The organism is uncultured Nocardioides sp. (assembly GCF_947489365.1).
Lineage (GTDB): Bacteria > Actinomycetota > Actinomycetes > Propionibacteriales > Nocardioidaceae > Nocardioides.
On the sequence record NZ_CANLDB010000002.1, the window covers coordinates 397241 to 412449 of the forward strand.

Consider the following 15209-nt stretch of genomic DNA (forward strand, 5'->3'; position numbering starts at 1 on the left):
GAGGCGCTCACAACTCGCGCAGCGCGGAGCGGATGGCCGCGCCGTGCTCGTCGAGGGCGGGCGGCGGGGTGAAGTCGCGATGGGTGACCTCGGTGCCCTCGGCGTCGAAGAACCGCAGCGGCGGGCCGGGGAGGGTCACCGTCCCGAGCACGGGGTGTTCGACGTCGACGAGCAGGCCCTGGCTGGCGACCTGGTCCCACGTGTAGACGTCGTCCATCGTGCGGACCTTGCCCGCCGGGACGCCGGCCTCGGCGAGGCGGGCGAGCAGCGGCTCGGCGTCGTGGTCGGCGAAGGCGTCCTCGACCACCCCGATGAGGCGCTCCCGGTTGCCGACGCGCTCGACGTTCGTGGCGAGCCCCTCGGCGTGGGGGTCGAGGTCGAACGCCGAGCAGAGCCGGCGCCACAGGCCCTCGCTGCCCACGGCGATCTGGACGATCCCGTCGCGGCAGTGGAACAGCCCGTACGGCGCGATCGACGGGTGGTGGTTGCCCGCGGCCTTCGCGACCTCGCCGGCGACGGTCCACCGCGTGCCCTGGTAGGCGTGCACGCCGATGCTCGCGGCGAGCAGCGAGGTCCGCACGACGCGCCCCACGCCCGTGGTGGCGCGCTCGTGGAGCGCGGCGAGGACGCCGTACGCGCCGTACATGCCGGCGAGGAGGTCGGCGATGGGGACGCCGAACTTCTGCGGGTGCTCGGGGTCCGCGCCGGTCAACGACATGAGGCCGGACTCGCCCTGGGCGATCTGGTCGTAGCCCGCGCGACCGCCCTCGGGCCCGTCGTGGCCGAAGCCGGTGATGGAGAGGACGACGAGGCGCGGGTTGCGGGCGCAGAGCTCGGCGACGCCGAGACCGAGGCGCTCGAGGACGCCGGTGCGGAAGTTCTCGACGAGGACGTCGGCGGAGTCGACGAGGCCCAGGAGGACCTCCTTGTCGGCGGCGGCCTTGAGGTCGAGGGCGATCGACTCCTTGTTGCGGTTCGTGGACAGGAAGTAGGTGCTGATGTGGCCCCCCTCGTCGGCCGGGCCGCCGACGAACGGCGGCCCCCAGCCACGGGAGTCGTCCCCGCCGCCGGGGGTCTCGACCTTGACCACGCGGGCGCCGAGGTCGCCCAGCATCTGGGTCGCGTGCGGCCCGGCGAGGGCGCGGGAGAGGTCGACGACGACGACGTCGGCGAGGGGGCCTGCGGTGCTGGTCTCGGTCATGTCTCTCACCATCCCGGCAGCACGAGGGCTGCCCATACGAGGAGCGGTCCCGCCAGCGTCACGACGACGGCGTACATCAGGATCTGACGGTAGTAGTCGCGCTCGCCGATGCTGTCGGGGCGGTTGGCGAGCATGAGGGCGCCGTTGGTGGAGAACGGGCTGACGTCGACGATCGTCGAGCTCACCGCGAGCGCGGCGACGAAGAGCCCGGCGGAGATGCCGCCCTCCGCGATCAGCGGCAGGCCGATCGGGATGATCACCGGCAGCAGGGCCGTCGAGGACGCGAACGCCGAGACGATGCCGCCGACGTAGCAGAGGATCAGGGCGCCGATCGCGGCCGCGCCGAGGCCGGCGGCCCAGCGGCCGACGAACTCCGAGCTGCCCGCCTCGACGAGCACGAAGGCGTAGGTGCTGACGCCGGCCACGAGGAGCACGGTGGGCCAGGCGACCTGCTTGACCGCGCCGGAGTTCTGCGTCGGCGAGGCCATCGTGAGCAGGACGGCGGCGGTGATGGCGACGAAGCCGATGTTGCGCTCGAGGGCCAGGGCGATCGTGGCGACGCCGAGGAACGCGACCAGCGTCAGGACCTGGTCGGTCCGGGCGCGCCGCGAGGTCGGCTTCGTGGTCAGCGTCGTGGTGCCGCCGCCGGACGAGCCGCCGTCGGCCCGGTCCTCCTGGTCGGCGTTCTCCTGCGACGGGTCGATGCGCATGCCCATCAGGCGGCGGCCGCCGAGGAGGACGAACAGCAGCGTCGCCATGAGCAGGTTGACGACGAGGCTGGAGAAGAAGATGACGAGCTCGGAGTTCGGCAGGCCGGCCTCAGCCATCACCCCGTTGGTCACCGAGCCGTAGATGCTGATCGGCGAGAAGCCGCCGCCCTGGGCGCCGTGGACGACGAACATGCCCATCATCAGCGGGTTGATGCCGTACCGGCCGGCGAAGCCCAGCGCGATGGGGCCGACGATGGCGCACGCCGCGGGGCTCACGGCGCCGACGCCGGTGAGCACCGCGGTGACCGCGAACATCACCCACGGGATCAGCGCGACGCGTCCGCCGACGGCGCGGACGGCGGTGGCGACGATCAGGTCGACCGTCCCGTTGTTGTTGGCGATGGCGAACAGGTAGGTGACGCCGACGATCGTCAGCACCAGGTCCCCGCTCAGCCCGCCGATGATCTCGGACTCGTCGAGTCCGAGGGCGTACATCCCCACCAGCCAGGCGGCGACGAACCCGAGCGCCCCCATGTTCACCGGCAGCAGCGTGCCGATCACGAACAACGCGACGAGCGCGAGGATCGCGACGTATTCCGGTCCCATGCGGACCTCCTCCTGCCCCGGCGCGGGGCGACGTGACGCCGGTCACTGGCGCAGTGGCCTAGCCAATAGGTCAATGCGCCATCCGTCAATAGGGTGGGCGCCGTGACCGGACCCGACCTCCCCCGCCGCCTGCGCCGCAGCAGGCTGTACGAGCAGGTGGCCGAGCAGATCTCCGACTGGATCGTCGCCCGCGAGATGGGGCCCGGCGACAAGCTGCCGGCCGAGCGCGAGCTCGCCGAGCGGCTCGGTGTCAGCCGCGCGACGCTGAGCCAGGCGCTGGTGGCCCTCGAGGTCGTCGGTGTCGTCGAGGTGCGCCACGGCGACGGCACCGTCGTCGCCCCGACCGGGACCGGCTCCGGGCCGGGCGCCGGGTCCGGGCGCCGCGTGCTGGAGTCCGTGCGCGACCACGCCGACCGGCTCCCCGACGTCCTCGACGCGCGCGACGCGCTGGAGACCAAGGCCGCGGCGCTGGCCGCGGAGCGCCGTACGGACGCTGACCTGGCCGAGATCGACGCCGCCCTGGGGTTCATGGCCGATGACGTGGCGGCGGGCGGTCGCGGCATCGAGGCCGACGAGCGGTTCCACGCCGCGGTGACCGCGGCCGCCCACTCGCCGCTGATCGGCCGGATGATGGCGGAGATCGCCGGCCTGGTGCGCGAGTCGCGGGTCGAGTCGCTGGGCCAGCCCGGCCGGCCCGCCGACTCCCTCGCCGGGCACCGCGCCGTCGCCGAGGCGATCCGCGACCGCGACCCCGGAGCGGCGGCCGCGGCCATGCACGCCCACGTCGTGAAGGTCGGTGACGTCGCGCTGCTGCGTGACGCCCCCGCCCCGTGAGCCCCCGGTGACAGCCCTCGAGGCCCTGGCCGTGCTGGCGGCGGGCCTGGGCTCCGGAGTACTCACCGCCACCGTCGGGGTGGCGTCGCTGCTCAGCTTCCCGGTCCTGCTGGCCGTCGGCCTGCCGCCGGTGGTCGCCAACGCCTCGAACACCGTGGGTCTCACCCCGGGCGCCCTGTCGGGCTCGTTCGGCTATCGCGCCGAGCTGCGCGAGCACCCCCGCGTGACGGTCGTCGTCCTCACCGTCTGCGCGATCGGGTCCGTCGGTGGCGCCCTCCTGCTGCTGGTCCTGCCGCCCGGGGTCTTCGAGGCCGTCGTCCCCTGGTTGATCCTCTTCACCTGCCTGTTGGTCGGCGTCCAGCCGAGCATCTCGTCCGCCGTACGGCGACGGGCCGAGGCGCGGGGCACCGTGCCCGTCGACCGGACCACCATGGGCCCGCTCACCACGGTGGCGACCGCGCTGACCGGCGTGTACGGCGGCTACTTCGGCGCCGGCTCCGGCGTCATGGCGCTGGCGGTGCTGGCGCTGGGCCTCGACCTCGAGCTGCGGGTCGTCAACGCGCTCAAGACGCTCGCGATCCTGGCCGCGAACGTGGTCGCCTCGGTCATCTTCGTCGTCCTCGCCGACCTCGACTGGGCGGTCATCGGACTGCTTGCCGCGGGCTCGATCGTCGGCGGGTACGTCGGCGCCCGGATCGGCCGGCGCCTGCCCGGCGCCGTGCTGCGGGTCGCCGTCGTCGTGGTCGGGGTGACCGCCGCGCTGCTCCTCCTGCGCTGACGGCGTCCTGACGCCGGCCGCGCCGCGCCCCCATACTGGGCTCATGCGGGCGATCTGGAAGGGAGCGGTCTCCTTCGGGCTGGTCAGCGTCCCGGTGAAGCTGTACTCGGCGACGGAGTCCCACGACGTGTCGTTCCGGCAGGTCCACGCGAAGGACGGCGGCCGGATCAAGTACCAGCGCGTCTGCTCGCTCGACGGCGAGGAGGTCGCGTACGCCGACATCGCCAAGGGCTACGAGACCGAGGACGGCGAGATGGTCGTCCTGTCCGACGAGGACCTGGCGGACCTGCCGGTGACCTCGAGCCGGGAGATCGCGGTCGAGAAGTTCGTCCCGGCCGACCAGATCGACCCGATGCTGCTGGACAAGCCGTACTACCTCGAGCCCGAGAAGTCCGGCGCGAAGCCGTACGCGCTGCTGCGCCAGGCCCTCCTGGACGCCGACCGGATGGCCGTCGTGACGGTCGCGATCCGGCAGCGGACGACGATCGCCGTCCTCCGGGTCCGCTCCACCGACGCCGGCGACGTGATCGTCATGCAGACGATGCTGTGGCCCGACGAGATCCGGACCCCGGACTTCTCCGTCGAGGCCGGCGACGTGAAGGCCAACGAGGTGAAGATGGCGACGATGCTCGTCGAGACCCTCGCCGGGGACTTCGACGCCTCCGACTTCACCGACGACTACGCCGAGGCCGTGCAGGCCGTGGTCACCGCGAAGATCGAGGGCGGCGAAGTGCAGCGCACCGAGACCTCGACCAAGACCTCCGGCGAGGTCGTCGACCTGCTCGCCGCGCTCCAGCGCTCCGTGCAGGCCGCGAAGACCGCACGGGGCGAGGACGCGGGCGGCTCCGCCGACGCCGGGGACGGCGACTCCGCCGGCACCGAGGACGACGCCGGCGAGAAGCCGGCGGCCAAGACCACGGCGAAGAAGACCGCCACCACGAAGAAGTCACCCGCCAGGAAGACCGCGGCCAAGAAGACGGCGGCGGCGAAGGACGACGAGTCGAGGGCCGCCACGAAGGCCCCGGCCGAGAAGTCCGCCGCGAAGAAGACCACGGCGAAGAAGAGCACGGCGAAGAAGAGCACGGCGAAGAAGAGCTCCCGCAAGACCGCCGCCAAGAAGGCCAGCTAGGGCGGACGAGACCCCGTCCGGGCCCACGGAACTTCGTGGGCCCAGCGGGGGTTTCACCAGCCGACCCGTGAAACCAGTGGCGGGTGGGGCCTGAGTGACGAGCTACCCCAGCAGGCCCCGCACCACGCGCAGGCCCACCGACAGGCGGGCGAGGTCGGGGTCCTCGGTGTCGCAGATGTCGGCGAGGGACTCGACGGCACGGGCGACGAGCTCGGCCTCCGTCTCCTCCCAGGCGGCCACGCGCAGGGGGGCCGGGTCGTCGCCCGAGGTCGCGGCGAGCACCTGGGCGGTGAGCTGGTGGTGCACCGTGTGGAGGTCGTCGCGCAGGGTGGCCCGGGCCATGGTCTGCCAGCGGTCGTCGCGCGGCAGGGCGAGGATCCGCTGCGTCAGCAGCGAGAGCCCCAGCCGCTCGCCGAGCACGAAGTGCAGGCGGGTGACCTCGACGGGGTCGACGTCGTCGCGACCGGCGGTCTCGACCACCCCCAGCAGCATGTACGCCGGCGGCAGGGCCGCGACCCGCGCGGCCAGGTCCTCCGGCACGCCGTCGCGGACGAGGGTGTCGCGGCGGGACTCGTAGGCGTCGAGCTCCCGACCGGTCATCAGCTCGGGGAGCATCGGCAGCAGCCGCTGGGCGGTGACGCCGAACGACTCGACCACCTGCTCGGCGTCCATCGGGGCGCGACGGTTGTTCAGCAGCCACCGCGAGGCCCGCTCGACGAGCGTCCGCATCTCCAGGCGCATCCGGGTCTGGACGCCCGCGTCGAGGCGGTTGTCGTAGGAGACCAGCTCCTCGCGCAGCGCCAGGGACCCGTAGATCTCGCGGGCCACGAAGTTGGCCATCACGACCTCGGCGGCCGACGCCCCCGTCTCGCCCGACAGCCGCGGCCAGTAGGTCATGCCGGCCCCGTTGACGAGGTCGTTGACGACCCGGGTGACGACGATGTCGCGGCGCAGCTGGTGGGCCTCCATCTGCGGGCGGTAGTCCTGGCGCAGCGCGGCCGGGAAGTAGGTGTAGAGGTCGATGCGCAGGAACGGGTCGTCGGGCAGGTCGGTCTGGGCGAGCTCCCGGGCGAGCACGATCTTGGTCCAGGCCATCAGCACCGCGGACTCGGGCGTGGTCAGGCCCTGGCCGCGGCCGAGGCGGCGCCGTACCTCCCGGCTGCTCGGCAGGCCCTCCAGCTCGCGGTCGATGAGCCCGTCGCGCTCGAGCTTGCGCATCCAGTCCTCCTGGACGTGCAGCAGGTTCGGCGAGTTGGCCTCGGCGTTCGCGAGGGCGAGGTTCTGCTCGTAGTTGTCCCGCAGCACCAGCTCGCCGACCTCGTCGGTCATGGACGCCAGCAGCGCGGGCCGCTCCTCGCGGCTCAGCGAGCCCTCGGCCATGACGAGGTCGAGCAGGATCTTGATGTTGACCTCGAGGTCGGAGGTGCCGACGCCGGCCGAGTTGTCGATGAAGTCGGTGTCGATCCGCCCGTGGCCGTCCTCGGGGCCGCCGTGGCGGGCGTACTCAATGCGACCGAGCTGGGTGAGGCCGAGGTTGCCGCCCTCCCCCACGCACCGCACGCGCAGGTCGCGGCCGTCGACGCGGATCGCGTCGTTGGCCTTGTCCCCCGCGTCGGCGTCGGTCTCGTCGGAGGACTTCACGTACGTGCCGATGCCGCCGTTCCACAGCAGGTCCGCCGGGGCGAGGAGGATCGCGCGCATCAGCTCGGCCGGGGTCAGGCGCTCGACGCCCTCGTCGAGCCCCAGCCGTGCGGCGACCTGCGGGCTGACCGGCACCGACTTCGCGGTCCGCGGGAAGACGCCGCCGCCCTCCGAGATCAGGGACGTGTCGTAGTCGGCCCAGCTGGACCGCGGCAGCGCGAACATCCGCTTCCGCTCGGCGTACGACGTCGCCGCGTCCGGGTCGGGGTCGAGGAAGACGTGGCGGTGGTCGAAGGCGGCGACGAGACGGATGTGCTCGCTGCAGAGCATCCCGTTGCCGAACACGTCGCCCGACATGTCGCCGATGCCGACGACGGTGACGTCCTCGGTCTGGCAGTCGACGCCCATCTCCCGGAAGTGGCGCTGCACCGAGACCCAGGCGCCGCGGGCGGTGATGCCCATCGCCTTGTGGTCGTAGCCGACCGAGCCGCCGGACGCGAAGGCGTCCCCGAGCCAGAAGCCCCGCTCGAGCGCGATCGAGTTCGCGATGTCGGAGAACGTCGCCGTGCCCTTGTCGGCGGCGACCACCAGGTAGTGGTCGTCGCCGTCGTGGCGCACCACCCGCTCCGGCGGCACCGTGGCGCCGTCCACGAGGTTGTCGGTGACGTCGAGCAGCGCGGAGATGAAGGTGCGGTAGCAGGCCACGCCCTCGTCCATCCACGCCTGCCGGCCGCCCGGGTCGGGCAGGTTCTTGGCGTAGAAGCCGCCCTTCGCCCCGACGGGCACGATGACGGTGTTCTTCACCATCTGCGCCTTCACCAGGCCGAGGACCTCGGTGCGGAAGTCGTCGCGGCGGTCCGACCAGCGCAGCCCGCCGCGCGCGACCGGCCCGAACCGCAGGTGGACGCCCTCGACGCGCGGGGAGTAGACGAAGATCTCGTACGCCGGCCGCGGCGCCGGCAGGTCGGGCAGGCTGCCCGGGTCGAGCTTGAACGCCATGTACGCCCGGGGCCGGCCGTCGTCGTCCACCTGGAAGAAGCTGGTCCGCAGGGTGCCGTCGACGTGGGCCGCGTAGCTGCGCACGATCCGGTCGTGGTCGAGGCTGGCGACGTCGTCGAGGCCGCGCTCGATGCGCGCCTTTACCTCGGCGTACCGCGCGGCGCGGGCGTCGTCGTCCAGGTCGAGGTCGGGGTCGAAGCGGGTCTCGAAGAGGCGGACCAGCTCGCGGGCGAGGTCGTGGTTGCCGACCAGCGCGGAGGTGATGGTGTCGAGCGCGAACGGCGTCAGGCCCTGGCGCATGTACTTCGCGTACGCCCGCAGCACCGCCGCCTGCCGCCAGGTCAGGCCGGCGCCGAGGACGAGCCCGTTGAAGCCGTCGGGCTCGTTGTAGCCGTCCCAGATCGCGCGGAGCGCGTCCTCGAACAGCCGCGCGGCGTGCTCCGGCTCGCGGCCGGGGTGACGCAGGCCGAACTCGTAGCAGAAGAGGTCGCGGCCCTCGACCGTCAGCTGGTACGGCCGCTCGTCGACGACCTCGACGCCGAGCGAGGTCAGCATCGGCAGGACGTGCGACAGCGACAGCGAGGCGTCGGCGCGGTAGACCTTGAGGCGGATGTCGCCGCGCGGCAGGGCGTCGGCCTCCTCGTCGTCCTCGGGCATCCCCGCGGGACGGCTCAGGGCGAGGTCGAAGCCGCTCGAGCCCTCCTCGGTCAGCGCCTGCAGGCGGGCGACGTCCTCGGCGCCGACGACGGCGGAGAAGTCCTCCTTGTAGGCCTCGGGGAAGGCCTCGGACCAGCGCCGCGCGAGACGACGCCCCTCCCGCTCCCCGTGGGCGCGGACCAGCGCGTGCTGCAGGTCGTCGCGCCACGACCGGGACGCCTCGTTGAGGGCGTGCTCCAGCGCCTCGGCGTCGACCTCGGGCAGCGACTCGCCGGACGCCGGGCGCACCACGAGGTGCACGCGGGCCATGGCGGACTCGTCGATGCGCACCGAGAACTCGACGGTGGCGGCGCCCAGCCGCTCGCGCAGAATCGCCCGGAAGCGCTCGCGGACCGCGGTCGTGTAGCGGTCGCGCGGCAGGTAGACGAGCACCGAGAGGTAGCGGCCCCGACCCTCGCGGCGGGCGAAGACCCGCAGGGCACGGCGCTCGCGGGCCCACATCAGCTGCTCGGCCAGCGGGGTGAGCTCGTCCACCCCGGCGCCGAACAGCTCGTCGCGGGGGTAGTTCTCCAGCACGTCCATCAGCGCCTTGCCGGCGTGACTGGACTTGTCGAACCCCAGCCGCTGCAGGACCTGCGCGGCCTTCTCCCGCAGCAGCGGGACCCGGGTCAGCGACTCGGTGTAGGCGGCGGAGCTGAACAGTCCGACGAACCGCCGCTCCCCCGTGACGGCCCCGTCGGCGTCGTACGTCGTGACGGCGACGACGTCGAGGTACGCCGCCCGGTGGACTGTGGAGCGCTCGTCGGCCTTCGCGACGCGCAGCAGCGGGCGGGGGCCGCCGTCGTCCGGCTCCACCTCGTCGGCGGCGGGGTCGGGGCGCAGGATGCCCAGCCCGGTGCCCGGCACGGCCCGCAGCTCGCCGTCGGCGAGGACGAGGTCGCGGCAGCCGAGGAAGGTGAAGTGGTCGTCGGCGAGCCAGTCGAGCAGCTCGACGGCCCGGGCGGCGTCGTCCGCCGGCGCACCCGCGGGGTCGTCGCGCAGCACCGCGACGACCTCGCCGATGCGGGCGTGCATCTTGCCCCAGTCCTCGACGGCCTCGCGGACGTCGCGGAAGACCGCGAGGATCGCGGACTCGAGGTCGGTCGGGTCGTCGTCGGGTCCGAGCCGGTCGATCTCGACGTGCATCCACGACTCGCGGACCTCGTCGTCACGCGGGAGGTCGGGCTGGCCGGGCTCGGGGGCGGGCCGCACGGAGTGCAGGGTCCCGGCGACGTCCCGGGTGACCATCATCTGCGGGTGGACGATGACGTGGACGGTGTGGCCGGCCCCGTCGAGGGCCATCGTGAGGGAGTCGACCAGGAACGGCATGTCGTCGGTGACGGTCTCCACGACGGTGCGGCCCTGGCAGGACCAGCCGTCCGCCCCGGGCTCCGGCGTGTGGACGCGCACCCGTGCCGTGCCCTGCGGGCGCTCGGCCGCGAGCTCGGCGTGGGCGCCGTACGCCGCCGCCAGGTCGGCGCTGGCGCGCTCGCGCACCTCCTCGGGCGGGATGTGCCGGTAGTAGGCGCGGAGCAGGGTGTCGTCGACGGTGACCACCCGCCGAGGCTAGGCCATACGGGGCGCCTCCGGGCATGCCCCATGATGGTGCACACCTGTACCCCCGGCCGGGCGCGCGCGAGCACCGGCACAGCCCCCGAGAGGACCCCCATGGCCACGCGTCTGACCCACGACATGCCCTACGCCGCGACCCCCGACGAGGTCTCCGCGATGCTGGACGACCCCGCCTTCCGCGAGGCGGTCTGCGAGCGCCAGGGGGCCACCCGCCACGACGTGTCGATCGACGGCGACGAGGTGCGCATCGAGTTCGGGCGCCGGACCAAGGGCCTGCCCGGCTACGCCACCAAGATCGTCGGCGAGGAGGTCACCATCGTGCAGACCGAAACCTGGACGTCCGCGACACACGCCGACATCACGCTGGCGATCCCGGGCAAGCCCGGCGAGGTCAGCGGGACCCTCGACATCGAGCCCGACGGCGACGGCTCGGTCGAGAAGGTCGTCCTCGACATCACCGTGAAGGTGCCGATGGTGGGCGGCAAGATCGAGGGCCTGCTCAAGGACATGCTCCGTGACGGCCTGCGCAAGGAGCACGAGGTCGGCAAGGAGCGGCTCGGCTGAGCCCTGCCGCCCCTCACCGGTCCCCGGGGCGACTCAGCCCATGTACGGGTAGCGGTAGTCCGTCGGCGGCACGAACGTCTCCTTGATGGAGCGCGGGCTCGTCCAGCGCATCAGGTTGCTGGGCGCGCCCGCCTTGTCGTTGGTGCCGGAGGCGCGCGCACCACCGAAGGGCTGCTGGCCGACGACCGCGCCGGTGGGCTTGTCGTTGATGTAGAAGTTGCCCGCGGCGAAGCGCAGGGTCTTCCGGGCCCACGCGATCGCGGCCCGGTCCTGGGCGATGATCGCGCCGGTCAGCGCGTAGTCGGCGATCGACTCCATCTGGTGCACGACCTGCTCGAAGTCGGCGTCCTCGTAGACGTGGACGCCGAGGATCGGCCCGAAGTACTCGGTCGTGAACAGCTCGTCCGTCGGGTCCGTGGAGGTCACGACGGTGGGCCGCACGAACCAGCCGACCGAGTCGTCGTACGTGCCGCCCGCGACGAGCTCGAGGTGGTCGGTGCCGGCGATCCGGTCCAGCGCCGCCTTGTGCTTGGCGAAGGCCCGGTCGTCGATGACCGCGCCCATGAAGTGGGACAGGTCGGTCGGGTCGCCCATCGAGATCGCCTCGACCTCGGCGACCAGCGAGTCCTTCATGCGCTCCCACACCGAGCGGGCGACGTACGCGCGGGAGGCGGCGGAGCACTTCTGGCCGGAGAACTCGAAGGCGCCGCGGATCATCGCGGTGCGCAGCACGTCGGGGTCGGCGGAGGGGTGGGCGACGATGAAGTCCTTGCCGCCGGTCTCGCCGACGATCCGCGGGTAGGAGCGGTAGCCGGTGATGTTCTCCCCGACCGTGCGCCACAGGTGCTGGAAGGTCGGGGTGGAGCCGGTGAAGTGGATGCCGGCCAGGTCGCGGTGGGCCAGCGCGACCTCGGAGACCGCGAGCCCGTCGCCGGGGAGCATGTTGATGACGCCGGGCGGCATCCCGGCCTCCTCGAGCAGCTGCATGGTCAGCGTCGCCGCGAGCTGCTGCGTCGGGGAGGGCTTCCACAGCACCGTGTTGCCCATCAGCGCGGGCGCGGTGGGCAGGTTGCCGGCGATGGCGGTGAAGTTGAACGGCGTGATCGCGTAGACGAAGCCCTCGAGCGGCCGGTGGTCGGTGCGGTTCCAGATGCCCGGGGAGTTCGCGATGGGCTGGTCGGTGAGGATCTGCTTCGCGAAGTGCACGTTGAAGCGCCAGAAGTCGATGAGCTCGCAGGCGGAGTCGATCTCGGCCTGGAACGCCGTCTTGCCCTGGCCGAGCATCGTCGCGGCGTTGATCCGCTGGCGCCACGGGCCGGCGAGCAGGTCGGCGGCCTTGAGGATCACCGCGCAGCGCTCGTCGAACGGCATGGCGCGCCACGCGGGCGCGGCCTCGGTGGCCGCGGCGACGGCGTCCTGCGCGTCGGCCCGCGTCGCGTTGCCGATGACGCCGAGCACGTGGGCGTGGTCGTGGGGCTGCACGACGGGGATCTCGGTGCCGCCGCCGGTGCGCCGCTCGCCGCCGATGTGGGCGGGCAGCTCGGTCTGCGTCGCCTCCAGCGCCGCCAGCTCGGTCAGCAGCGCCTCGCGCTCGGGCGAGCCCGGGGCGTAGTGGAGGTTCGGCTCGTTGATCGGGGTGGGCGGGGTGGTGACGGCGTCCATGGCCCGATCGTGTCACCCGGCCCGCGGCGGTGTCGAAGTCGGTGGCGGACCCCGCCCCGGGGCTGAGGACCGCGCTCGGGCGCCACGAACCGCGGAGCCGCTGCTCAGGGCAGCAGACGGCCCGCCAGCGCGTCGACGACCTCGTCGAGGTCCGCACCGGGGTCGAGCGGGACGGTGAGGCGGTCGAGGACCAGTCCGTCGACGGCGTGGTGCACGAGCGCCAGGTCGGCGCGCCCGCCGGGGAGGCCGGCCGCGGCGTGGAAGGTGACGTCGTCCGTGAACGCGGAGCGCCGCCACGCCCCCAGCGTCCGCGCGACCTCCGGCCGTCGCGCCGCCTCGAGCCGCAGCTCGAACAGCGCCAGCGCCACGTGGGGGTCCGCCGTCAGCCTCCGGACGACGTCGCGCAGGTGGTGGGCGAGGCGCTCGCGGTCCGTCCCCTCCGCAGGTGCCGCCGCCGCGACCGCCGGGTCGGGGGTCAGCCTCTCCTCGATCCGCGCGACCAGGGCGCCGACGAGGTCGTCGCGGGAGGCGAAGTAGTTGGACGCCGTGCCGCGCGGCACGCCGGCCTCGGCGTCGACGGCCCGGTGGGTCAGGCCGCGGGCGCCCTGCTCGGCGAGGACCGTGATGCCGGCGTCGGCGAGCGCCGTACGACGGGCGGGGTTGCGGGCCACGGGCCCAGGATACGCGGACCACGACACCTGTTGTACTTTGAGGTGGACCACTACATCTGTCGTGAAAGGAGGGCCCTGTGCGGGACCTCGTCTACTACGTCGCCGTCAGCCTCGACGGCCTCATCGCCGACGACGAGGGCGGGTACGACGCCTTCCTCGTGGAGGGCGACCACGCCGCGGTCGTCCTCACCGAGTACGCCGACGCGCTGCCCGGCCACGTGCTCGGCGCGCTCGGCCTCACGGCGCCGGGCACGCGCTTCGACACCGTCGTCATGGGGTGGGAGACCCTGCAGCCGGCGCTGCGGGCCGGGATCGCCAGTCCCTACCCGCACCTGCGCCAGTACGTCGCCAGCCGGCACCCCCGGCCGGTCGCCGCCGACGTCACGCTCACGGCGGACCCGGTCACCACCGTCCGCGACCTCAAGTGCGAGGACGGCCTCGACGTGTGGCTGTGCGGCGGCGGCCGGCTGGCGGGCTCGCTGCTCGCCGAGGTCGACCGCCTGGTGCTCAAGCGCAACCCGGTCGTCCTCGGCTCCGGGGTGCCGTTGTTCGCCGGCGTGGCCTCGGCCGCGCACCCGTTCTCCCTCACCGACGTACGCCGCTTCGACTCCGGCGTCGTGGTGGAGGAGTACTGCCGCGCGTGAGCGCTCAGCGGCCCCGCGGCGCGCGCGAGCCGGCGTTGCGGGCGGAGTCGACGAGCTCGTCGACGGCCTCGAGCAGGCACTGCCCCAGCACGTCGGCGTCCGGGAGGGCGTCGCGGTCGGTGGTGACGCCGAAGTGCACCCCGCCGTCGTACGACGTGACGCCGATGGCGAGCGCGTGGTCGGGCATGAGCGGCGGCACCGGGTAGGTCGCGAGCAGGCGGGCGCCGGCGGCGTACCGGGGCTGCTGCGGGCCGGGCACGTTCGTGACCGACAGGTCGAAGTGCGACGACCGCTCCGCGGCGACCAGCCGCGAGCCGAGGGCGTGGTACGTCGACGGCGCGAACCCGGCGGTGGAGACCAGCCGCCGCGCGGCGACGGCGCGGCCGCCCTCGCGGTGGGCCTTGAAGGAGTACGACACCTGGTGCAGGCGCAGCACCGGGTTGGGCTCCCCGACGGGCAGGTCGACGAGGTGGCCCGCGATCTGCGAGCCCAGCGAGGTGGCCTCGAGCTCGTCGTCGAAGACCGACAGCGGGACGAGGGCGCGCAGCTTACGGATCCCGCCCATCGACTCCGAGCGGGTCATCAGCCAGCCGCGCAGTCCCCCGGCCACCACGGCGAGCACGACGTCGTTGACGCTGCCGCCGTGGGCCTCCCGGACCTCCCGCAGGACGGCGAGGTCGGTGCGGGCCAGCACGAGCCGCCGCTGCTGCGAGAGCGGCCGGGTGACCGGCGACGTCGAGGTCGGCGTGCGGCCCCCGAGGGCGCCGGTGATGCCGGCGACCCTTCTCGCGCCACCGGCGAGGCCGCGGAGCGCCCCCGCCCCGGCGCCGGTCAGGGTCTCGACGCCCGTGTACGGACGGCGGACGGTGTCGCGGACCGCCGACAGGGTCGTCGCCGCGGTGCCGGGACGGGACCTCGGCGTCCAGGGGTCGGGGTCGCCGAGCGAGCGGTCCTCGGCGTCGGCGTCGATGAGCACCTGCGCGAGGTCCACCGTGTGCACGCCGTCGGCAAGCACGGGGTGGGACTTCGACAGCAGTGCGACGCGGTCGCCCTCCAGCCCCTCGACGAGGTAGAGCTCCCACAGGGGACGGCTCCGGTCGAGCGGCCGGGACACGATCCGCGCGACGAGCTCTCGCAGCTGGTCCTCGCCGCCCGGACGCGGCAGGGCGGAGCGCCGGACGTGGTAGGCGAGGTCGAAACGGGTGTCGTCCACCCACGCCGGGGCGGCCAGGCCCCCGGGAACCTCCTGCAGCCGCTGGCGGTAGCGCGGCACGAAGGCGATCCGCTCCGCAACCAGCGTCGTCAGCCGCTCGTGGGTCAGGCCCGTGCCGGAGCCGGCCCCCTCGAAGATCTCGACGGTCGCGTTGTGGACGGGGGTCTGGGCCTCGGTCGCCAGCAGCGACAGGTCCCGCGGCCGTAGCCGGTCCACTGGGGCCACCTCTCCCCGGGCCGTGGCCCGGGCTCTTTGTCCGCTCTGGGAGTCTGGGGGGCGATTCTGACAG

Annotated in this window: 11 protein-coding genes; 5 read left to right on the top strand and 6 right to left on the bottom strand. The window is 73.4% G+C overall.

Annotation, left to right across the window (positions count from 1 at the left end; all coding sequences use genetic code 11):
• Nucleotides 1-7 precede the first annotated feature (7 nt).
• On the bottom strand, nt 8-1201 hold the full coding sequence (locus tag Q0858_RS07255) for a CoA transferase (RefSeq protein ID WP_299052185.1): 1194 nt from the start codon (nt 1199-1201) through the stop codon (nt 8-10).
• 5 nt (nt 1202-1206) lie between these two features.
• The gene (locus Q0858_RS07260) at nt 1207-2517 is read right to left on the bottom strand and encodes an SLC13 family permease (protein WP_299052186.1); all 1311 of its coding nucleotides are present in this window, start codon (nt 2515-2517) and stop codon (nt 1207-1209) included.
• Nucleotides 2518-2619: 102 nt separating this feature from the next.
• On the opposite strand from Q0858_RS07260, the gene Q0858_RS07265 reads away from it, so the two are divergent.
• The 3 genes from Q0858_RS07265 to Q0858_RS07275 are packed head-to-tail and all read left to right on the top strand — an operon-like array spanning nt 2620 to nt 5258.
• On the top strand, nt 2620-3351 hold the full coding sequence (locus tag Q0858_RS07265) for a FadR/GntR family transcriptional regulator (RefSeq protein ID WP_299052187.1): 732 nt from the start codon (nt 2620-2622) through the stop codon (nt 3349-3351).
• Between the two features lie 7 nt (nt 3352-3358).
• The gene (locus tag Q0858_RS07270) at nt 3359-4129 is read left to right on the top strand and encodes a sulfite exporter TauE/SafE family protein (protein WP_299052188.1); all 771 of its coding nucleotides are present in this window, start codon (nt 3359-3361) and stop codon (nt 4127-4129) included.
• 43 nt (nt 4130-4172) lie between these two features.
• Nucleotides 4173-5258 carry a Ku protein gene (locus Q0858_RS07275; protein WP_299052189.1) on the top strand — a complete coding sequence of 362 codons (1086 nt, stop codon included), beginning with the start codon at nt 4173-4175 and terminating at the stop codon, nt 5256-5258.
• A gap of 102 nt (nt 5259-5360) precedes the next feature.
• On the opposite strand, the gene Q0858_RS07280 is transcribed toward Q0858_RS07275, so the two are convergent.
• On the bottom strand, nt 5361-10151 hold the full coding sequence (locus Q0858_RS07280; protein ID WP_299052190.1) for an NAD-glutamate dehydrogenase: 4791 nt from the start codon (nt 10149-10151) through the stop codon (nt 5361-5363).
• Between the two features lie 111 nt (nt 10152-10262).
• Between Q0858_RS07280 and Q0858_RS07285 the strand changes: the two genes are divergently transcribed.
• Nucleotides 10263-10730 (top strand): DUF2505 domain-containing protein, encoded by a 468-nt coding sequence (locus Q0858_RS07285; protein ID WP_299052191.1) that lies wholly within the window; start codon nt 10263-10265, stop codon nt 10728-10730.
• A 33-nt stretch (nt 10731-10763) separates the two neighbouring features.
• Here Q0858_RS07285 and pruA read toward each other — a convergent pair whose 3' ends face one another.
• Nucleotides 10764-12392 carry an L-glutamate gamma-semialdehyde dehydrogenase gene (gene pruA / locus Q0858_RS07290; protein ID WP_299052192.1) on the bottom strand — a complete coding sequence of 543 codons (1629 nt, stop codon included), beginning with the start codon at nt 12390-12392 and terminating at the stop codon, nt 10764-10766.
• 104 nt (nt 12393-12496) lie between these two features.
• Nucleotides 12497-13063, bottom strand: a complete 567-nt coding sequence (locus Q0858_RS07295) for a TetR/AcrR family transcriptional regulator (RefSeq protein WP_299052193.1) — start codon at nt 13061-13063, stop codon at nt 12497-12499.
• A 77-nt stretch (nt 13064-13140) separates the two neighbouring features.
• Between Q0858_RS07295 and Q0858_RS07300 the strand changes: the two genes are divergently transcribed.
• Entirely contained in the window at nt 13141-13707 is a 567-nt protein-coding gene (locus tag Q0858_RS07300) for a dihydrofolate reductase family protein (RefSeq protein WP_299052194.1), read from the top strand.
• A gap of 4 nt (nt 13708-13711) precedes the next feature.
• Here Q0858_RS07300 and Q0858_RS07305 read toward each other — a convergent pair whose 3' ends face one another.
• Complete coding sequence (locus Q0858_RS07305) at nt 13712-15136, bottom strand: wax ester/triacylglycerol synthase family O-acyltransferase (RefSeq protein ID WP_299052196.1); 1425 nt, start codon at nt 15134-15136, stop codon at nt 13712-13714.
• Between the last annotated feature and the right edge of the window lie 73 nt (nt 15137-15209).